The sequence below is a fragment of the Pseudoalteromonas sp. NZS127 genome (assembly GCF_015864805.1).
GTDB lineage: Bacteria > Pseudomonadota > Gammaproteobacteria > Enterobacterales > Alteromonadaceae > Pseudoalteromonas > Pseudoalteromonas nigrifaciens.
Window position 1 is genome coordinate 40,206 of sequence record NZ_JADYWN010000014.1, and the last position, 20,839, is coordinate 61,044.

Genomic DNA, 20,839 nt, shown 5'->3' on the forward strand with positions numbered 1-20,839 from the left:
CTACTCAAATAATGGATTAACATGTGGCGCTGGGTGGGCAATGAAATTACCCTGCATTAGCGTCACATTTACTTTTTTGAGTGCCGTAGCAATAGCTTTGTTTTCTACCATAGAAGCAATTAGTTGAATATTTTGCTGCTTTGCAAAATTGGCCGTGTAATTAACAAATAGCGCCGTGTTCTCATCATTAACTATTTGCTTTATTAGCATGCCATCTAACTTTATTGCGTCAATTTCCAATTTTAAAATATTGAGTGTATTTGCAAAGTCATTGCCAAAACTGTTAATCATCACCTTGATCCCCTTACTTTTAACCATAGTTATAAATGCCCTTACGCTTGAATAATTGGCGATAACTTGTGGTTCAAATAAAACTAAAGTGATATTTGCAGGGTACGGATAGCGCTGTAACTCGTAAGCAATGTATTCATTTATGCTAGGGTCTAATATATCTTCAATAGTAATATTTAAACTCCAGCTAATTTGTGTTTTACGAAAGCGGCTAAGACACTGTGAAAATAATGTACGGGTTAATAAGCCATCCATACGCAAGCGTATTACGGTATTTGAAAATGCATCGGGTTTTAAAATTTCGCCCTGTGAAGTCACTATTCGTGGCGTGCACTCGTAGTGTAGTGTTTGTTTAGACTCTATATCAATAACAGCCTGAAAATAGGGCACAACGCGCTTTTGCTCAAACGCTTCACGTACTTCTTTTGCTATTTCTAAATTATATAAATACAGCGACTTTGAGTCATTTATAGCCTCAGAGTAATTAACAACACTAAGGTTACCTTGTTTTGCCTGTAAAGCCGCAATATGGGCATTTTTTAGCAGTAACGACTTGTTTCCTCGGGCAATACCTGCACATAACGTAATGTAAATAAAGGGATTGGTTAAAAATGGCGTATTAAAATTATATGATTGGATTAAATTACTTAGCTCTTCGTATGGGGTTTCTTTGGGGGTTAGTAACACCAGTTTATTGGTTGCTACACGATAAATACGATAATTTACATTGCTGTGCTTTTTAAAGTGTATTAGTAATTTTTTCATTACTTTGTCACCCACTTTAGTACCGTAAAAGCGGTTTATATTTTCAATTTCGTTCACCCAAATTATGGCCATTTGCATATGGTGAACAGGGGTATTTAAAAAATATTTTTCAAGCGCAATATGATTAGCAAAACCACTACCAGAGTCTCTCATGGCAGCGCGTTTAGTCGCGTAGTTATACATAATCAGCAACAATATAATAATAACTAAAAAAAAGCCGCCTAAAACAGCCGATGTTGAGGCGCTTTGCGCTAACTTATTATTAATAGTTTTAAGGCTTATATCGGCAGCAGTTAAATATGTAATGCCATTTTTATCAATATGCGGGATAAAAATAGTTTTAAAGTCGCCCCATTGATCACTCGATATTTCAAAAACAGGCTCAGTAGATAAAAAGGCACCAATATTAGCTTTAGTTGCCTCTGGGTATAAATCTAAAAACTGGGTTACCTTGCCACTATTTTGATCCTCTTGGGTGTAGCTAGAGGCGCTAAAATGAACCTTGCCATTAATTAACACCATAGAATACACGTAAGCAATATCGAGTGCTTGTGCAAGCTCAGAAAGCTGCTTACTTTTACTTTCGTAAGTTGCAAAGCTAATAGTTTGGGTTTTATTTATTTTACTGTGATAGTCATCGCCCAAAATATATTTAACGCTGGTGGCTGCATTAATAAGACGATTATCGAGAGTGTTAATTACATCACTGCGAATGGTGCTATAAGTATAATAAACACAGATAATTAAACTGATTAAAAACAGCATAAAAGCGCTTATTAATCCATTTATTCTTAGTTTTCCTTGTAGCATATAATTCCCTTTTTATTGTTAAATTAATTATACGCAAAAAAAACAAATGCCCAATGACTTAATTGATTTTGAATTAAAAAGATAAAAAACAGCCAAAATTAGTATTATTTGTCATGTCATTTAGCGTTTTTATGGCTTTAAGCGAGACATTTTCTTAATATTGCAGTAAAGTTAGCGCAATTATTAAAAACCCTGTTACTAAAATAGCACCTTAATTTAGTGTGTTTAATAGAGTAACAGGCGTTTTGGCCACACACTAGGTATTAAGATGGATCAAAAGCGTTTTGCCGTCGCCTCTAAAGAAAGCCTTAAGCGTATATTTACTGTACCTGAAGCGCCAGACTCAACTTTAAGCAAAATAGAGCTTGAAATATCGAGTAACTTAGCAGGTTTTTTAAACGAAAACATTGCGGCAATTGAAAAACCATTACACGAAATTGAAAAAGACTTTCAGTCGGCGATGATCCCAGAGGATCCAACGTTTGTATCTGCTTATGCGCAAGATATAATGGAGCAGCTGGTTGCACACTCTGTGCATACCGCAGCGCCTAGCTTTATTGGCCATATGACTTCAGCTTTACCTCATTTTTTACTACCACTGTCAAAGCTAATGGTAGGGCTAAATCAAAACCTAGTAAAAATAGAAACCTCTAAAGCTTTTACCCCACTTGAGCGCCAAGTGCTTGGAATGATGCACCATTTAGCGTACGGGCAACAAGACGAGTTTTATGCTAAATGGATGCACAGTGCAAAAACATCATTAGGTGCATTTTGCTCAGGCGGTACTGTAGCCAATATTACGGCGTTATGGATTGCGCGAAATCGCTTATTAAAACCTGATGGCGATTTTAGGGGAATAGGCGCACAAGGCTTAATTGCTGGTATGCTGCATTACGGCTATAAAGGCTTAGCTATTTTAATTTCTGAGCGAGGCCATTATTCGTTAGGTAAAGCGGCTGATTTATTAGGAATTGGTCGTGAAAACTTAGTGGGTATTAAAACATGCGAAAACAATAAAGTTGATGTTAATGCCATGCGCGAAAAAGCCTTAGAGCTTGAAGCGCAAGGTATTAAAGTAATGGCCATTATTGGAGTAGCGGGTACCACAGAAACTGGTAATATCGATCCCCTTGAAGCGATGGCAGATTTAGCACAAGACATTAATTGCCACTTTCATGTTGACGCTGCATGGGGCGGGGCAACTTTATTATCTAATACCCATCGCCATTTACTCAAAGGTGTTGAGCGCGCAGACTCAATTACCATTGATGCACACAAACAAATGTATGTTCCTATGGGAGCTGGGCTGGTGTTGTTTAAAGATCCAACCGCTACCGATGCAATTGAACATCATGCAGAGTATATTTTACGTAAAGGCTCAAAAGATTTAGGTAGCCATACACTTGAGGGAAGTCGCCCGGGTATGGCAATGTTAGTACATGCTTGCTTACGTGTAATTGGCCGTAAAGGCTACGAAATGCTAATCGATCGTAGTATTAAAAAAGCCCGTTACTTTGCTAATTTAATTAAAGCAGATGAAGATTTTGAGCTGATCTCAGAGCCAGAGCTGTGCTTATTAACGTATCGTTATGTGCCTAAGCAAATAAAGCAGGCAATTGCAGATGCTGATCCACAAACACGGATTGATATTTTTGCCTCACTTAATCGCTTTACTGCAAGTATGCAAAAACGGCAACGTGAATCAGGGCGATCATTTGTATCACGTACGCGTTTAACGCCTACTCAATACGATAATCAGCCCACCGTGGTATTTAGGGTAGTACTTGCTAACCCACTTACATCAGGCGTTATTTTAAAAGAAATTTTAGCTGAACAAAAAGAGTTGGCTAAAACAGATCCGGTATTTAAAAAGTATTTAAGCAAGTATATGTAATTAAAATATTAGCTTAAATAAAAAAGACGCTATTTAGCGTCTTTTTTATTTTTATAATCGCAATTAAGAAAAGCTAAAACAACTCGCTTTAATTATATTAGTGATAATTTGCTGTGAAGGCTTAATTTTTTCCATTGCTAAAAATTCATCAGGTTGGTGCGCTTGGTTTATAGAGCCGGGGCCCATTACTATGGTTTCACAACCAAGCTGTTGAATAAATGGCGCTTCAGTACAGTAGTTTACTGCCACCGCTTTTTGCCCCGCTATTTTTTCGGCTAGTTTAACCAAAGCGCTATCGGTGCTACCAGTAAATGCAGGAATTGGTTCGTGTAAATCAATTACGCTTACGGCATTAGGGTATTGCTGGTTTATTTCGTGAGTTGCATCAAGTACTAACATTTGCAGCTCTTGCACGCTTAAGCCCGGTAATGGGCGCATATCTATATGCATTTCGCAGCAACCACAAATTCTGTTCGCGTTGTCGCCGCCATGAATATTACCAAAATTTAAGGTTGGATAGGGTATTTCAAAGTGTTCTATTGAATATTTATGCTTTAACTGTTCTTTTAAGATCAGTAGTTTTGTAATCACTTTGTGCATTACTTCGATGGCGTTAACACCACGTTCGGGATCTGAGCTATGGCCTGAGCGTCCGACTACTCTAATTGCGGTACTCATATGCCCTTTATGTGTAAATACTGGAGTCATATCAGTGGGTTCGCCAATTATACAGCGATCTGGTTTTAAATTTGGATGTTTACAAATTTGTTGAGCACCGGCCATTGTTGTTTCTTCATCGGCGGTGGCTAAGATCAAAATAGGCTGAGTTTGCTGTTTTTCATCAAGTTCACTAATAGCTTGCAGTACAAAAGCAAAAAAGCCTTTCATATCAATACTGCCTAAGCCATATAGTTTATTGTTGTGCTCGGTTAATTTAAATGGATTATGATTCCAGCGGCTATCGTCAAATGGCACTGTATCGGTATGGCCTGCGAGCATTAATCCACCATCGCCTTTACCGCGTTTAGCTAATAAATTATAGCGACCTTTGCCGCCTTCTAATTCAATTATTTCACAGCTAAAGCCTAAGCTTTCACACCATTGTGCCAGTAATTCAATAACATTTTTATTACTCATACACAGGCTATCTTCAATGGCACTAATAGAAGGCGCTGCAATTAATTGTTGGTACATAGAAATAAATGAAGGCAAAGACATAAAAAATCCAAAATAAGTAATCAATTTAATTGCATAACAATATAAAAGTATTTATGATGAATATCAATTCACTTTTTAAGCATAAATATTTTAAAAGTAGCGCCATGAAAATAATACGACGATAATCAACATTCATTAATTAATTAAAGTCTTAATTAGCCCCAGAGCTAGTTTAAGCGAACAACATGGATAAGTAGTAACTAATTTTAAATAACGAGTAAACAATGAATGTAGTGATTATTGGCGCAAGCGGTTATAGCGGCGCAGAACTAGCAAGTTTAGTTGCTAAGCACCCTAAACTAATTTTAACTGGCTGTTATGTATCGCAAGGTAGCTTAGATAAAAATAAATTGCTGAGTGATTTATACCCCGAACACTTAGGGCTACTCGATCAGCCTTTACTGCCTCTTAGTGAATCTGCTTTTAGCGATATTGAAAACAGCGCCGATTACGTGTGTTTATGTACCGATCATAAAGTAAGCGTAGATTTAGCGCCGCGTTTTTTAGCCATGGGGAAAAAGGTATTTGATTTATCTGGTGGGTATCGCCTTGCGAGCAATGACGACTACGTTACTTATTATGGCTTTGAGCACCAACATCCAGAGTTATTAAATCAAGCTGCTTATGGTTTGGCTGAGTGGAATAGCGATGCTATTGCCGCGGCGCAATTAGTAGCTGTAGCGGGTTGTTATCCTACGGCTGCGCTTAATGCACTTAAGCCTTTGCAGCAGGCCGGTTTATTAACTGAGCAAACAATTATAATTAATGCGGTATCGGGTGTAACCGGCGCAGGGCGTAAAGCTAGTATTGGTACCCATTTTTGCGAAGTGTCGCTTGCCCCTTATGGTTTATTTAATCATCGTCATGGCCCTGAAATAGAGCAACACCTTGGTCACAATGTTTTATTTACCCCCCATTTAGGTAATTTCCCGCGTGGTATTTTAGAAACTATTTATGTGCAATTAAAGCCTAATGTCACCATTGAGCAAGTAACACAAGCGTACCAAGTACTTGCCGATGAGCCGTTAATTCGTTTACTGGGCGATAAAATCCCCTCAATTAAAGGCGTAGCTAAACAGCCATATGTAGATATTGGCTGGCAGCAACAAGGCACACAGTTAATTGTTATAGCTGCCATTGATAATTTATTAAAAGGCGCTGCAGGACAAGCTTTGCAGTGTATTAATTTATCAATGGGATTGGCGCATACCACAGGCTTAAAAGGATCGTTTTAAATGAGTAAAAAAACCTGGGTAATTAAACTTGGCGGCGCTGTACTTAATACAGAAAACGCGGCTAAAGCATTATTTTCAGTACTTAATGAGCAGCACAACGCGCAGTTTGTCATTGTGCATGGCGGAGGCGCGCTTGTAGACACTTGGCTTAAAGACGCTGGTTTTGCCAGTGCAAAGCATCAAGGTTTACGTATTAGCCCTAAAGAGCAAATGCCGTACATAGTGGGTGCGCTTGCAGGTTGTGCTAATAAACAATTAATGAGTGCGGCAATTAATGCTGGCCATAAACCAGTTGGTTTAAGTTTGTATGAAGCTGGTGTTACTGCCACGCAAAAACTAAAAGCATTATGTTTAGTGGGTAAATGTACCAGTAACGATGATTCGATTATTAACGATTTACTAAAAATTGGCCGTATGCCAATTGTCAGCTCAATTGGTTTTGACTTGCAAGGGCTTTGGTACAACGTTAATGCTGACGAAGCCGCCGCTGCAATTGCCAACAACTTAAACGCAGAACTAATATTTATGACCGATGTTGAAGCAGTGCTTGATGCAAATAAGCAGCCTTTACATCAACTAGATACAAAACACATTGATACTTTAATAAATGAAGGAGTGATTGTGGGCGGGATGGAGGTCAAAGTTAAGACCAGTCTTCACGCTGCCCAACACTTACGACGCGGTGTGTATATTTCCAGCTGGCAAAAGCCAGAAAACTTAACAGCTTTGCTGCAAGGCAAGCATGTCGGAACTAAAATTACACCATAGGTTTATTATGTTTGAGAATTTTTTAACGGGTTTAGAATTAGACCAACAAGGCGCACTTAACTTATTAAAGCTAGCGCAAGATATTAAAGCAAACCCTAAAAAATACAGCCAAGTATTGGCTGGTAAGTCAGTGGTTACTTTATTTGAAAAACAAAGCTTACGTACACGTTTATCGTTTGATATTGGTATAAATCGCTTAGGCGGCCATGCCGTGTATTTAGATCAACAAAATGGCGCGATGGGTGCACGTGAGTCAGTAAAAGATTTTGCTCTTAATATTTCTACCTGGGCAGATGGTATTGTAGCGCGCGTAAATCAGCACAGTACATTAACCACATTAGCGCAGTATTCATCGGTGCCAGTAGTTAATAGCTTGTGTGATTTATATCATCCTTGCCAAGCACTTGCTGATTTTTTAACACTACAAGAAGTGCATGGCGATGTGAGTCAATTAAAGTTAGCTTATTTAGGTGAGGGCAACAACGTAACGCATTCATTAATGTTGCTTGCTGCAACATTAGGTACAGACTTTGTTGCCGTTACGCCTAAAGGATGTTCTCCAGATTCACAAGTTCTGAAAAAAGCGGAACAAATAGCAGCAATGAATGGTGCATCAGTAATGGTGAGCGACAGAGTAGAAGCTGCTGTTGGTGCAAACGCAGTATACGCCGACACTTGGGTATCAATGGGCGACACCACACCACTTGAGTTAGTAAAAGAAAAATACATGCCTTATCAATTAAATAAAGCATTATTAGAGCAAACCGGTGCAACAACAGTGTTACATTGCCAACCGGCACACCGTGAGTTCGAAATTACCTCTGAGGTAATGGACGGTCCAGCGTCAAAAATTATACAACAAGCCGAGAATCGTATGCATGCGCAAAACGCTCTGCTAGTTACATTATTAAATCCAAATTTTGTTAAGGAACACCTATGAGTTCATTTAAAAAAGTCGTTTTAGCCTATTCAGGTGGACTTGATACGTCGGCCATTGTGCCATGGTTAAAAGAGAATTACGGCTGTGAAGTTATTGCCTTTGTGGCCGATGTTGGCCAAGGTGCAGAGGAACTTGAAGGCGTAGAAGCTAAAGCTATCGCATCGGGTGCTTCTGAGTGTTATGTAGTTGACTTAAAAGACGAAATGGTAAGTGATTACATTTACCCTACGCTTAAAACAGGCTCAATTTACGAAGGTACTTATTTATTAGGTACGTCTATGGCGCGCCCAATTATTGCTAAAGCACAGGTAGAAATTGCGCGTAAAGTGGGTGCAGATGCACTTTCTCATGGTTGTACAGGTAAAGGTAACGACCAAGTACGTTTTGAATCGTGTTTTGCAGCGCTTGCGCCTGATTTACAAGTAATTGCACCATGGCGTGAGTGGGATTTATCAAGCCGTGAGTCATTGCTAGATTACTTAGCTGAGCGCGATATTCCATGCTCGGCATCGGCTACAAAAATTTATAGCCGTGATGCAAACGCATGGCATATTTCGCACGAAGGCGGCGAACTTGAAGATCCATGGTGCCAACCAAGTGAAAAAGTGTGGACCTGGACAAACTCTCCAGAGCAAGCGCCAGATAAAGCTGAACTAGTAACACTAAATGTAGTTGAAGGTGAAGTTGTTGCAGTAAATGGTGAGCAGCTTAAACCTTATGATTGTTTAGTTAAATTAAACGATATTGCATCGCCTCATGGTGTTGGTCGTGTTGATATTGTAGAAAACCGTTTAGTGGGTATGAAATCGCGCGGTTGTTACGAAACCCCAGGTGGCACCGTAATGATGGCGGCACTGCAAGCCATTGACGAACTAGTGCTTGATAAAGCAAGCCGTAAGTGGAAAGAAGTACTAGGCGGCGAATTTGCACATTTAGTGTATGACGGTCGTTGGTTTACACCACTTAAAGACTCTATTTTAGCTGGTGCTGAAGCACTTTCTAAAGATGCAACAGGTGAAGTTGTGCTTAAGCTATATAAAGGCCAAGTTACAGCAGTGCAAAAGCAGTCGCCACACAGTTTATACAGCGAAGCGTTTGCTACCTTTGGTGAAGATGATGTGTACGACCAATCACACGCAGAGGGCTTTATTCGTTTATTCTCGCTTTCAAGCAGAATAAAAGCATTAGCTAAAAAGTAATTTTTACGCCCCTTGTTAAAAGGGGCAATATCGGGTTTGGAGAGATTTCATGGCATTATGGGGCGGGCGTTTTTCTACGGGTCCAGACGAGGCGTTTAAGCAATTTAACGACTCTCTTCCTTTCGATTATCAATTAGCAGAGCAAGATATAATAGGCTCTGTTGCATGGGCTGGTGCACTTGAGCAAGTTAATGTGTTATCAAGTGACGAGCACCAAGAGTTAGTTGCAGCATTGTACCAATTGCTTGAAGAAGTAAAAGCAGATCCACAAGCGGTAGCAACTTCAGGCGCAGAAGATATTCATTCTCATGTTGAAGCTGCGTTAATCGAAAAAGTAGGTGATTTAGCTAAAAAATTACATACAGGGCGCAGCCGTAATGACCAAGTAGCCACCGATTTTAGATTGTGGTGTCGCGATACTGCTGATCATATTTTAAAAGCCATTGCCCAGTTAAAGGGTGAGTTTGTTGCATTAGCAGAGCGTGAGCTTGGGACTATTTTACCAGGTTATACGCATTTACAACGTGCACAACCGGTATTGTTTAGTCACTGGTGTATGGCTTACGTAGAAATGCTAGAGCGTGATGAAAGCCGCCTGCAAGATGCTAAAGCGCGGATGAACTTTTGCCCACTGGGCAGTGGTGCATTAGCGGGTACGGCTTATCCAATTGATCGTCAAGCATTAGCACAGGGTTTAGGCTTTACAGGAGCGACTAAAAATAGCCTTGATGGCGTATCTGATCGTGATTTTGTAGTAGAGCTATTAAGTTGTGCGTCTATTTCGATGATTCACTTATCGCGTATGTCAGAAGATCTTATTTTTTATAACTCAGGCGAAGCCGGATTTATAGAGCTTGCGGATAATGTGACATCGGGCTCATCGTTGATGCCACAAAAAAAGAATCCAGATGCACTGGAACTAATTCGTGGTAAAACCGGACGCGTTTTTGGTGCATTTAGCGCCATGATGATGACCCTAAAAGCACTGCCACTTGCTTATAATAAAGATATGCAAGAAGACAAAGAAGGCATATTTGACGCTATGCCAACGTGGCTTGCCTGTATTCATATGGCACAAGCGTGTATTAAAGGTATTAAAGTAAAAGGCGAACGTACACTTGCAGCGGCAAAAGGTGGCCATGCAAATGCAACTGAGCTTGCAGATTACTTGGTAGCTAAGGGCGTACCTTTTAGAGAAGGGCACCATATTGTGGGTGTACTGGTACAATTGGCCATTAGTGAAGGTAAAACGCTTGAAGACTTATCGCTTGAGCAATATAAATCGGTAAGTGACGTATTTGCAGATGATGTTTATCCGGTACTAGAAATTGACGCCTGCATTAAAGCGCGTCAAGCACTTGGCGGAACATCAATTGAGCAAGTAACCAGCGCTATTAAAGCTGCGAAAAAAAAACAGCAAATAACGGTTCGTGATGCTAATTTAGACGATGTTGAATCGATTGCTAAGCTAGTTCAACATTGGGCTACGGTAGGCGAAAACCTACCACGGGCTAAAAGTGATATGGTGCACTCGATTAACGAATTTGCTGTAACCGAAATTAACGGCAAAGTATCGGGGTGTGCCTCACTGTACATTTACGACACAGGTTTGGCGGAAATACGTTCTTTGGGTATAGACCCACAAAGCGCAGTGTCAGGACAAGGGCGGCAGTTAGTTGAACATTTATTAGCGAAAGCCAAAAAATTGGCGTTAAATAGAGTAATAGTGCTAACCCGAGTCCCAGATTTTTTTGAAAAACAGCGTTTTAGCTTTTGTACCAAAGAAAGCTTGCCAGAAAAAGTAATGAAAGATTGTGAGCTTTGTTTACGTAAAGAAAACTGCGATGAAGTCGCAATGGAATATATTTTAAAGCTAAGTAATAAAGCGGAGATCCCGTGTAAATTCGTGGCTTAAACTCCCTAGATGTAAAAAACGTACGGGTTACCCTCGTGCGTTTTTTTATGGGTGAAAAACACTAATTTAAGTTATAAATATAAAGTTTTATGATTATTTCAAGGTGTTAATTAAAAGTTGGCACAGTGGTTGCTTTTGTTGTAAGTGTAAAATGTAGTAACAGCTTAGATAAAAACGTTGCTGCTAAATATAAGGTAAATTTAATTACCCTCTTTAAAAGGTGTAATACAAGATTTCGCCAACAATACAAAAACACTTACAAGGAATAATCACATGCAAGTTTCAGCTAACAGCCAACTACAAATGCAAGCATACAATAAAACGCAACAATTAAAGCCAGCAATGGAACAAACTGCTAGCCCTAAAACCCTGCAATCTGATACAGTAAGCTTCTCTCAAGAAGCTATGGCGGCCGCTGGTGCAGACCTTCAGCGTGGTGGGATTATACTTCCAGGTGGAAATCCTAAACCTAAGTGATTCATAAAGGTATTTGATGTTTATAACTGAGTTTTTTGGTTTTTTTTCGCTCTCAGCCCTGGTTATGTGGGGGTTTTTGATGGCCTTTTTTTTTAATCTCTTTGTATATAGCTTAGACGTTAAACGAAATACTACCTTATTACTCAGTTCACTTATTATGGTTGTTTCTTATTCTTCATCAGATTATTTTCTTACTTGGTTGTCAATTTACAATATTACCTATTTAGATTGGGCTTTATACGATTTTGCTACTTTAATATCTCTTTTCTTAGCTTATAAGTTTATTAAAATAACAACCCCTTCTTTCTTGTATTTAGTATGTGGCCTTTTCATTAATATGTTTTTACTGTTAATAATGCATATTGATGTATTTATCAACAAAAATGATCACCCTTGGTTTTTTTGGGACATATATACATTTGGTGTTACAACTATTGATTTCCTCATGATCATATCTCTAATTGTTGATCGAGACTTCCTTGGCTTACACAAGATAAAAAACAAAATTTTGTCTTTATTCAAAAAACCTAAAATAAACTATACCCCTTAACTATATGTATGTAGACTTTATTCTAGCCGATTATATAAGTGCATTTATTCAATGGGGCTTTTTAATGGCTTTTTTGTATTGCTTAGCTTCGAGTATAAATAACACAAATAAATCACTTTTATATATTGCAAGCATTATGCTTTTCTCGTATTCGATGAGTGAAGTACTTTATATGTTAAGTAATGTATACCTCAATTTTACCCTTTATGATTTATTAACAATTACAGTATTATTAGTTGTTTACTTTAAAACCTCTTCAATAAAAAATTGCCCCGCTATTAATTATATTGTAATCGGTTTAGCGTTCAATTCTTTGTTAATGTTAGTGATGTACTATGACTTATATATACTTGAAAACATTGACGAGTGGTGGCTTTGGAGTGTTTATTCAATTGGCGTTAACGTTATCGATTTACTTATGATTGCAGTGCTTTTTATAAATAAAGACTTTTTGGGTTTGATTGAGCTCAAACGCTTTATTTTTAATCGTAGTGTATTACAGCAGAATCAAATTGACCATTAGTGAAGCAATAGGCCAATCAATAGGCGCTTTTATTTTATGGGGCTTTTTAATGGCGTTTTTGTACACGTTAGTATCAAAAATTAATAAAAAAGACAAAGGTACTATCCAGCTCGCTTTTATTATGATGACTTCATATTTTTTAAGTGCATTCCTCGATTATGAAACAGTGACACTTATAGATTGGGCAACATACGATGTGCTGACAATTGGTGTAATTATTGTGTGGGGTGTATTGATTAAAAAGCCTAAACCAATTGCATTTATGTATTTAATCGTAGGACTAAGTATCAATGCTTGTTTGTTTTTTGCTATGTATTACGATATTTATGTTTTAGAACAAACCGAAGTTTGGTGGTTGTGGACTTTGTACGCAATAGGGATAAACGTTGTTGACTTATTGATGGTGCTAGTATTAATTATAAATAAAGATTTTTTAGGCCTAGTATGGGTATGTAACCAAGTTAAAGCGCGCTATATGCATAGAGCTAGCGCACTTAAGTAATGCGCTCGTTAGCTTATTTACTGTAGCTGCAACCTAGCTTTTTATTAAGTGCAGCCATTACAATAGGGTCTACAAATTCGCTTACATCACCATTATGGCGTGCCACTTCTTTTACTAAGGTTGACGAAATAAACGAATTTCGCTCTGACGGGGTTAAAAATACACTTTCTAAATCTGGGTTTAGGCGTCGATTCATATTCGCTAGCTGAAATTCATAATCAAAATCAGAAACCGCTCTTATGCCTCTAATTAATACATTAGCATTGTGATCGCGTGCCAAATCAGCAAGTAAACCTGAAAATCCTATCACTTTTACATTATCTATATGAGTTAAAAGAGTATTAGCTAGAGCTACACGCTCATCAAGGCTAAAGCAAGGCTGTTTACTGGGGTTATGAGCAATAGCAACGATAACAGTATCAAACATTTTTGAGGCACGTTGAATTAGATCTGTGTGTCCGTTAGTTAGCGGATCAAAAGTACCTGGATAAATTGCAGTGATTTTCATAAAGTATCGCTATGTATTATTTTTAGCATTAGTGTAACAGTGTTTTTTATACAAATCAGCCTAGTAAGTGGCTTTAATTGTCACGACTAAGCTATTACACAGAGTGTTTAATTATGCTGTTTTTGTTTATACTAGACAACTTATTGTACGAATTGTAACTTGTTGAATAAAATAGAGTGTTAGTATATGAATACCAAGGATAAAATAATACACACCAGTATTTCATTGTTTAATGAGCATGGTGAGCGAGCGATATCAACTAATCATATAGCCTCGCATTTAAACATGAGCCCGGGTAATCTTTACTACCATTTTAAAAATAAAGAAGACATTATTCGCCATATTTTTGCGCTGTATAGTGAGCACTTGAGCACTCACTTTAAACCTATAAACAAAAATGATGATGCATTTAGTCAGTTAACGGTATATCTAGATTCGCTATTTGAACTGATGTGGCGCTACCACTTTTTTTACGACAATTTAGGCGATATTTTGGCGCGAGATACGCAGCTTAAGCAGGCTTATATTAATTTTCAACTAGAGCTGTTAGAGCAGGTGCGTAAAATAATACTTGGTTTACGTGATAGTGAAATGATTGCGATTAATGAGCAAGATGCGCTCGAACTTGCACATACGCTTAAATTAACAGTTAGTTTTTGGACCCCTTATATTAAAGCCCGCAGGCTCAGTGGCGCACTTGCCGAGCAAGATATTTATCATGGTATTTTAAAAGTATTAACTTTATTTAGAGCCTACAGCACAGATAAAAGTAGCGATAAAATGAACCAGTTACGCGAAAAATACACGCAACTTGCTCACTCAGCCCCAAGTATTCCGGCTGCTCTTAGTTCCTAGGCGTTAATTTTTTTGCTATAATCGCGCGCCCAATGCCTGGGAGCGCGAATTCCCGCAGTCTAAGAGTGAACTATGCTTAAATTTATCGTCAAACTACATCCTGAAATTGCCATCAAAAGCCGCTCGGTTCGTAAACGCTTTACCAAAGTGTTAGAAAATAACATTAAGATTGTACTGCGCCGTATTGACGAAAAAGTACAAGTTAGAAACAACTGGGACAATATCTCAGTAGTTACCCTACTTGAAGGTGAGCAAACACGTGCCACTTTTATTGATAGCCTAGCGCGAATTCCGGGTATTGTGCAGTTTATAGAAGTAACCGAAACGAGCTTTGAAACGCTTGACGATATTTATAAAAAAACCATTGAATTAGTTGGTCACACCATTGAAGGTAAAACGTTTTGTGTACGCGCTAAACGTATTGGTAAGCATGACTTTACTTCAACGGAGTTAGAGCGTTATGTGGGCGGTGGACTAAATCAGCATGTTGCCGGTGCAAGCGTAAAGCTAAGCCACCCAGAAGTAACGATACGCCTTGAAATAAAAGACGAGAAAGCTTACATAGTATCGCATACTCACCTTGGCATGGCAGGCTTCCCGCTGCCAACACAAGAAGATGTACTATCGCTTATGTCTGGCGGTTTTGATTCGGGTGTAGCCAGTTATCAAATGATCCGCAAAGGCGCTCGTACGCACTTTTTGTTTTTCAATTTAGGGGGTGCGGCGCACGAAATTGGTGTTAAACAAGCGAGCTACTACTTATGGAATAAATACAGCTCAACTCATAAAGTTAAATTTATTACCGTTGATTTTGAACCAGTAGTAGCAGAAATATTAGAGAATATTGAAAACAGCCAAATGGGTGTGGTGCTTAAACGCATGATGATGCGTGCAGGCAGTAAAGTGGCCGAAAAATTAAATATTCAAGCCTTGGTAACCGGTGAAAGTATTGGTCAGGTTTCTAGCCAAACATTAGCAAATTTAAGTGTCATTGACCGCGTAACCGAAACCCTTATTTTACGCCCGTTAATTCAACACGATAAACAAGAAATTATTAATATTGCACGTCAAATTGGTACGGCCGAAATGGCCGAAACGATGCCGGAATACTGTGGTGTTATTTCTAAAAAGCCAACTGTTAAAGCTAAAATAGAAGTAATAAAAGCAGAAGAAGAGAAGTTCGACTTTGATATTCTTAATACCGTAATAGAAAACGCACGAGTAATGGATGTGCGCGATATTGATGTAGAAGCTAAGCAGGAACTAAAAGAAGCTGAGTCGGTTGCCGATTTACCAGCTGGTGCAGTGGTAATTGATATTCGCTCTCCAGAGGAAGAAGAAGCAGCACCACTGGAAATTGATTCTATAGAAGTGGTGCATTTGCCGTTTTTTCGCTTAGCAACTAAGTTTGGTGATTTACCAAAAGATCAAGACTATTACTTGTATTGCGATAGAGGTGTAATGAGCCAGTTACAAGCGCTTATTCTACACGAACAAGGCTTTACTACGGTAAAGGTATATCGCCCGTAAAAGTTAACTATTTAAAAAGCGTGGTTTATACCGCGCTTTTTTTTGCTGCAATTTTAGCTAAAAGTTCATCGTTAAAAGGGGTTTTAATATTATGAAGCTTACCTTGCTCGCTAATGTACCCACAAATCGCCATTATTTCGGTTGCTCTATTGTGAGCAACATCTTGTTGCATAGATGAGAAGTTCTCTGCGGTACGTGCCATCACATCATACGCACTGCTCAGTGCATTGATTAACGTTACATCAAGGTTTTTTGCCTTAGCAATATTACATGCTTCGGTTAGTAGGTTAATTATAATTGAGCAATATTGAGGCTCGCGCAACTGACCATTTTTAATGTTATGTAGCGCACTTAGCGGATTTATTGCTATGTTAACTAATAACTTATTAAAACGTAGCTGCTCAATATTCATAGACGCATTTAAAAGGGGGATCGCGGTTAATTGATCCGCCATAATTTTGCTATTTTTAACACCTAAGTTGTTACATCCGCCAATTATACTTTGCCCATTACCAGTGTGCTGTACTATATATTGGTTTGATTTAAACCCAGCCATACTCGTTGTTAAAAAATAAAGCGCTTGGTGTTCATTGAGCTCACATTTTAACTGCTCTACATTACCCATCCCGTTATGCGAAAGCACAACAGAGCAATGCTGAGGCAAAAACTGTTTTATTTGTGCAAATGCGCTTTGCACTTGAAAGGCTTTTACCGTAAATAAAAACACATCAAATTTAGGTAAACTATTAAGCTCATTTAATGAAATAAAAGAGGCATTTATTTTTTGTGAAGCACTGTTGTCACTACTGTAAAAGCGAGTGTTACTCGTACTTTTTCGGGTTAACACGCTTACACTATGCTGCGCACTTAAAAAGTGGGCTAATAATAAGCCTATTGCACCGTCGCCAATAATAAGAATTTTAGCCATGAGAGTTCTTTTTACGTGGGGTTAAAATTGCTTTGATTATAAAGTAGCTTGCTGCGCCGGCAAAATCTGCAATAAAATCTGCGATTGATGCTTGCCTATATGGAAGTGCGTCTTGCATTATTTCTATTGCAGCACCGTAACCGGCTAATAAAAGTATTTGTGCGTATAAAGGGAGTTTAAACGCTTTATCCATTATTATGGCAAGGATGAAAAATATCCCAAAGTGGGCTACTTTATCAACATGAGGAAATAGGTTGCCAACCCCTTTTATTTCTTTCGCAAATAAAAAGGTAAACACCACAATACTAATTAAAAAAATTGCTTGATAAACACGCCTTGTCACAACAAATCCTAAAATCGCTTAAAAAAGAAACCGTAGTATATCAAACTAATTTAGTATCGCACCTGAACAAGATGCATAAAAGTGTAAAGATTTATAGTTTTAGCGTTATAATCGCTTTAATAAATTAAGTATAAAATTAAGATAAAATAGTTAGGAGAAATCAATGCCTTCATTTGATATTGTATCTGAAGTAGAAATGAACGAAGCTAAAAACGCAGTTGATAATGCAAACCGTGAACTAGAAACTCGCTTTGACTTTAGAGGAGTTGATGCATCGATTGAGCTAAATGATAAAGTAATTAAGCTTAAAGCCGAAGCTGACTCTCAGGTTATACAATTATTTGATATTTTAGCGAGTAAAATTTCTAAGCGTGGTATGGATGTATCAAGCCTTGAATTGCAAGATATTAGCCGAGCGGGTAAAAATGTTTTTCGTAACGTTGGTTTAAAGCAAGGTATTGAAAAAGAGATGGCTAAAAAAATAGTTAAAGCCATTAAAGATTCAAAAGTTAAAGTACAAGCCGCCATTCAAGGTGAAGAAGTACGCGTAACAGGTAAAAAGCGAGATGATCTTCAAGAAGCTATGCAAGTAGTACGTAGCGCCGATTTAGGCCAGCCATTTCAGTTTAAAAACTTCCGCGATTAATAAAACAGATTACAGATATTATAGAGATTAGGAGACTAATTTTTAAAAAATTTGTGTTAAAAAAGCCAAGCTACAGCAATGAAGTTTGGCTTTTTTGCTATTAGTAACTTGATATGTAATCTAACTCTTTTACAGTGATTGTTGAGGGTTTATATCGTTAAAAATCAAACTTTGGCTATATAGACGTCTATTGACATTTATAAACAAAATACTCACAATAGCGACCTATTTTCAAGGTGCTTGCTTAATACCTTTGTATACGTTTCAAAGTATTGAAATTAACAGCAAGATAATCGGGAAGTTGGTGCGTTTTCAAGACGATAATAACCCCAACACTGCCCCCGCAACGGTAAAGTATTAGCAGCTATTATAGTGTTGACTGAGTCCGGAGACCGGCCTTGAAGTAATCTTACTTATTAACATCTTTGCGGTGGGCAAAGGTAGGGGACATCATGTTAAATAAAACCGCTCTAGGTGTGGCAATTTCGGCTGCACTTTCATTTTCAGTATCTGCAACAGTGCAACCAATCGAAAAAATTACCGTTACAGCTAATAAATTCGAACAACCTATTAGTAATGTGCTGGCCAGTGTTAGTGTAATTGACCGTGCTGATATTGAAAAAAGTAATGTGCGAGACTTACCTAGTTTGTTGGCTTCTCAAGCTGGTTTTCAAATTAACTCAAATGGTGGCTTTGGCCAAAATTCAGGTGTTTCGCTACGCGGTTCAAGTTCACGCCATACCCTTATTTTAATTGATGGTGTTAGAGTTGGCTCGGCTACTCTTGGCTATAAAGGTATTAGTAATATTGCCCTTAATACTATTGAGCGTATTGAAGTTGTTAAAGGTTCTCGCGCTGCTGTTTATGGCTCAGATGCCTTAGCTGGGGTGATTAATATTATTACTCGTAAAGCTGATAATATTCGCTTAGATGCTACTTTTGGCAGCAATGCTTATCAAAGCTACCAAATGGCGGGTGGAACAAATATAAATGATTTAAGTGCATCATTTAACGCTGGAATTGAAAAAACCGATGGTTTTGATGTACTGCAAAACCATGCACCAGATGAAGACGCTTATGAGAACAAAAATATTGGCTTCAATATCGCTTATAACGATGACTATTTAGGCAAGCTAACCGTACAAACTCAGTATAATGAAGGTTATGCTCGTTATGATAATCAGTACAGTGCAGCAGACAGCAGTGATGAAAGTAATGATTTTGAAAACTACCAAGTATCATTAGGGTGGAATAAAAGCTACGAAAATCAAATACACCATATAGCATTCGCATTTTCTAGCGATAGCCAAGATAACACCAGTGAAGGTGTGGTTAGTATGTACGAAACTAAGCGAAATCAAATTGATTATACTGGGCAGTATATTGTCTCAGATGAGCTTAATATTAATGGTGGCTTGAACTGGTACAAAGATAAAATAGAAACCAACGCAGGTAATTATGATAAAGATAGCCGTGAGGTTTTTGCTGGCTTTTTAGGTGCGTATTACGATGATAATACGGTTTTAGCTAATATCGCAGTTCGCCAAGATCATGACCAACAATTTGGTGATAAAACCACGTATACAGCAGCGGTAGGTTATCATTTAAATAAGTTTGCTACGTTTAGAGCAAGTCAAAGCACGGGCTTTAAATCGCCTACCTTTAATGATATTTATTTTCCAGGTTCAGGTAACCCAGACCTAAAACCAGAAACGTCTGAGAATAAAGAATTAGGTTTGTTGTTAAGTTATCAAGATATTGCTTTAGAAGTGTCTATTTTCCGTAATGATTTTGACAATAAAATAGCGTGGGCACCAACACCTGCAGGCCCTTGGCAGCCAACAAATATAAACGAAGCGCGCCATGAAGGCATTGAGTTTAGCTTTTCGCAACAACTAATGGGTTTTGAGCATGCATTTAACTTCACTTACTTATCTGCAGAAGATTTAGAAACGGGCCAAGAGTTAGCTTATGTATCAAAAAATACCTTTAACTGGTCTTTAAATAAAGGGTGGGGAGATTTTGATGCGGGTATCGATTTGCAGTATCGTGGCGATAGGAAAGGTAAATTAACAGATTTATCTTCATATACATTATGGAACCTAGTCGGTAACTATCAAGCAACTGAGCAGTTAAGCTTTTCTTTACGGGTCGAAAACCTGTTTGATAAGCAGTACGATGAAGTTGATGCCTATGGTATTGATTTAGATGGCGATTATATAAATGATGAATTTTATTACTATAACACCGCTGACCGACGCTTATTTATTGGTGCTGCATACCAGTTTTAATATGTGCTACGTAGCTTAAACTTAAAAGCTCGCTAAATTAGCGAGCTTTTTTGTGCGTTACAAAATGGGTTTACTCAGCTAAAAACTCTTTAAATTCGGTTTCGAATTTATGCAATTTAGGGGTAATTAAAATACTGCAATAGCCTTGGTTTGGGTTTTCGTTGTAATAATCTTGATGGTAATGCTCTGCTGGATAATACGTGGTGGCAGGGCTAACCTCAGTCACTATTGGCTCGCTTACCTGGTTTTGTAATTGAGCGATCACCGCGTTAGTAAGTGTTAGCTGTGTTTGGTTGTGATAATACACAACACTGCGGTATTGTGTGCCTATATCGTTACCTTGGCGGTTGAGCTGGGTGGCATCGTGCAAAGTGAAAAACATTGCTAGTAATACTTCAAAACTAATAATAGTGTCGTCAAATTCAATTTGCACTACTTCTGCATGGCCGCTAGTGCCTGAGCATACTGACTTATAGGTAGGAGTGTCTGTGTTGCCACCAGTGTAACCCGAGCTTACATTTAATACGCCGTTCACTCGTCTAAATGCGGCGTCTATACACCAAAAACAGCCGCCACCAAAGGTAGCGACTTGCGTTGTTGAACTCATAAATACTCCAAAATAGCTGTAAGTTTAGATTATGCAGAGCATAA

General features: G+C 38.3%; 18 protein-coding genes and 1 riboswitch. Of the genes, 12 read left to right on the forward strand and 6 right to left on the reverse strand.

Annotated elements, in window-relative coordinates:
* Positions 1-1,866 carry a GGDEF domain-containing protein gene (locus tag I6E78_RS12995; RefSeq protein ID WP_182684348.1) on the reverse strand — a complete coding sequence of 622 codons (1,866 nt, stop codon included), beginning with the start codon at positions 1,864-1,866 and terminating at the stop codon, positions 1-3.
* A 268-nt stretch (positions 1,867-2,134) separates the two neighbouring features.
* Between I6E78_RS12995 and panP the strand changes: the two genes are divergently transcribed.
* The gene (gene panP / locus I6E78_RS13000) at positions 2,135-3,760 is read left to right on the forward strand and encodes a pyridoxal-dependent aspartate 1-decarboxylase PanP (RefSeq protein ID WP_197182669.1); all 1,626 of its coding nucleotides are present in this window, start codon (positions 2,135-2,137) and stop codon (positions 3,758-3,760) included.
* Positions 3,761-3,823: 63 nt separating this feature from the next.
* Here panP and argE read toward each other — a convergent pair whose 3' ends face one another.
* Complete coding sequence (gene argE, locus I6E78_RS13005) at positions 3,824-4,978, reverse strand: acetylornithine deacetylase (RefSeq protein ID WP_086993975.1); 1,155 nt, start codon at positions 4,976-4,978, stop codon at positions 3,824-3,826.
* Positions 4,979-5,202: 224 nt separating this feature from the next.
* Between argE and argC the strand changes: the two genes are divergently transcribed.
* From argC to I6E78_RS13040, 7 genes are all read left to right on the forward strand, one after another.
* A complete protein-coding gene (argC, locus tag I6E78_RS13010) occupies positions 5,203-6,213 on the forward strand; it encodes an N-acetyl-gamma-glutamyl-phosphate reductase (RefSeq protein WP_197182670.1) in 1,011 nt (336 codons plus the stop codon).
* On the forward strand, positions 6,214-6,981 hold the full coding sequence (gene argB / locus I6E78_RS13015) for an acetylglutamate kinase (RefSeq protein ID WP_011328947.1): 768 nt from the start codon (positions 6,214-6,216) through the stop codon (positions 6,979-6,981).
* Positions 6,982-6,988: 7 nt separating this feature from the next.
* The gene (locus tag I6E78_RS13020; protein WP_011328946.1) at positions 6,989-7,921 is read left to right on the forward strand and encodes an ornithine carbamoyltransferase; all 933 of its coding nucleotides are present in this window, start codon (positions 6,989-6,991) and stop codon (positions 7,919-7,921) included.
* Positions 7,918-9,120 (forward strand): argininosuccinate synthase, encoded by a 1,203-nt coding sequence (locus I6E78_RS13025; RefSeq protein ID WP_011328945.1) that lies wholly within the window; start codon positions 7,918-7,920, stop codon positions 9,118-9,120. Before I6E78_RS13020 ends, I6E78_RS13025 begins: the two co-directional genes overlap by 4 nt.
* A gap of 49 nt (positions 9,121-9,169) precedes the next feature.
* Positions 9,170-11,035, forward strand: a complete 1,866-nt coding sequence (gene argH / locus I6E78_RS13030; RefSeq protein WP_011328944.1) for an argininosuccinate lyase — start codon at positions 9,170-9,172, stop codon at positions 11,033-11,035.
* Between the two features lie 273 nt (positions 11,036-11,308).
* The gene (locus tag I6E78_RS13035; protein ID WP_182684346.1) at positions 11,309-11,512 is read left to right on the forward strand and encodes a hypothetical protein; all 204 of its coding nucleotides are present in this window, start codon (positions 11,309-11,311) and stop codon (positions 11,510-11,512) included.
* Between the two features lie 1,062 nt (positions 11,513-12,574).
* Positions 12,575-13,087: a hypothetical protein gene (locus I6E78_RS13040; RefSeq protein WP_231613567.1), complete on the forward strand. Its 513-nt coding sequence runs from the start codon at positions 12,575-12,577 to the stop codon at positions 13,085-13,087.
* A 13-nt stretch (positions 13,088-13,100) separates the two neighbouring features.
* Here I6E78_RS13040 and coaD read toward each other — a convergent pair whose 3' ends face one another.
* On the reverse strand, positions 13,101-13,595 hold the full coding sequence (gene coaD, locus I6E78_RS13045) for a pantetheine-phosphate adenylyltransferase (RefSeq protein ID WP_011328939.1): 495 nt from the start codon (positions 13,593-13,595) through the stop codon (positions 13,101-13,103).
* 186 nt (positions 13,596-13,781) lie between these two features.
* On the opposite strand from coaD, the gene I6E78_RS13050 reads away from it, so the two are divergent.
* Together I6E78_RS13050 and thiI are read left to right on the forward strand one after the other, a co-directional pair.
* Positions 13,782-14,450: a TetR/AcrR family transcriptional regulator gene (locus I6E78_RS13050; protein WP_011328938.1), complete on the forward strand. Its 669-nt coding sequence runs from the start codon at positions 13,782-13,784 to the stop codon at positions 14,448-14,450.
* Between the two features lie 72 nt (positions 14,451-14,522).
* Positions 14,523-15,980, forward strand: coding sequence for a tRNA uracil 4-sulfurtransferase ThiI (gene thiI / locus I6E78_RS13055; protein ID WP_011328937.1), 1,458 nt, complete (start codon positions 14,523-14,525; stop codon positions 15,978-15,980).
* Positions 15,981-16,005: 25 nt separating this feature from the next.
* Here thiI and I6E78_RS13060 read toward each other — a convergent pair whose 3' ends face one another.
* Positions 16,006-16,908 (reverse strand): ketopantoate reductase family protein, encoded by a 903-nt coding sequence (locus I6E78_RS13060; RefSeq protein WP_089368655.1) that lies wholly within the window; start codon positions 16,906-16,908, stop codon positions 16,006-16,008.
* Positions 16,901-17,251, reverse strand: a complete 351-nt coding sequence (locus I6E78_RS13065) for a VanZ family protein (protein ID WP_011328935.1) — start codon at positions 17,249-17,251, stop codon at positions 16,901-16,903. The genes I6E78_RS13060 and I6E78_RS13065 overlap by 8 nt, the downstream gene beginning before the upstream one ends.
* A 163-nt stretch (positions 17,252-17,414) precedes the next feature.
* Between I6E78_RS13065 and I6E78_RS13070 the strand changes: the two genes are divergently transcribed.
* Together I6E78_RS13070 and I6E78_RS13075 are read left to right on the forward strand one after the other, a co-directional pair.
* On the forward strand, positions 17,415-17,897 hold the full coding sequence (locus tag I6E78_RS13070) for a YajQ family cyclic di-GMP-binding protein (protein ID WP_011328934.1): 483 nt from the start codon (positions 17,415-17,417) through the stop codon (positions 17,895-17,897).
* A gap of 250 nt (positions 17,898-18,147) precedes the next feature.
* Positions 18,148-18,312: riboswitch (cobalamin riboswitch) on the forward strand.
* A 37-nt stretch (positions 18,313-18,349) separates the two neighbouring features.
* Positions 18,350-20,188 carry a TonB-dependent receptor domain-containing protein gene (locus I6E78_RS13075; protein ID WP_193038613.1) on the forward strand — a complete coding sequence of 613 codons (1,839 nt, stop codon included), beginning with the start codon at positions 18,350-18,352 and terminating at the stop codon, positions 20,186-20,188.
* 70 nt (positions 20,189-20,258) lie between these two features.
* On the opposite strand, the gene msrA is transcribed toward I6E78_RS13075, so the two are convergent.
* Entirely contained in the window at positions 20,259-20,795 is a 537-nt protein-coding gene (msrA, locus tag I6E78_RS13080; protein WP_197182671.1) for a peptide-methionine (S)-S-oxide reductase MsrA, read from the reverse strand.
* Positions 20,796-20,839: the final 44 nt, after the last annotated feature.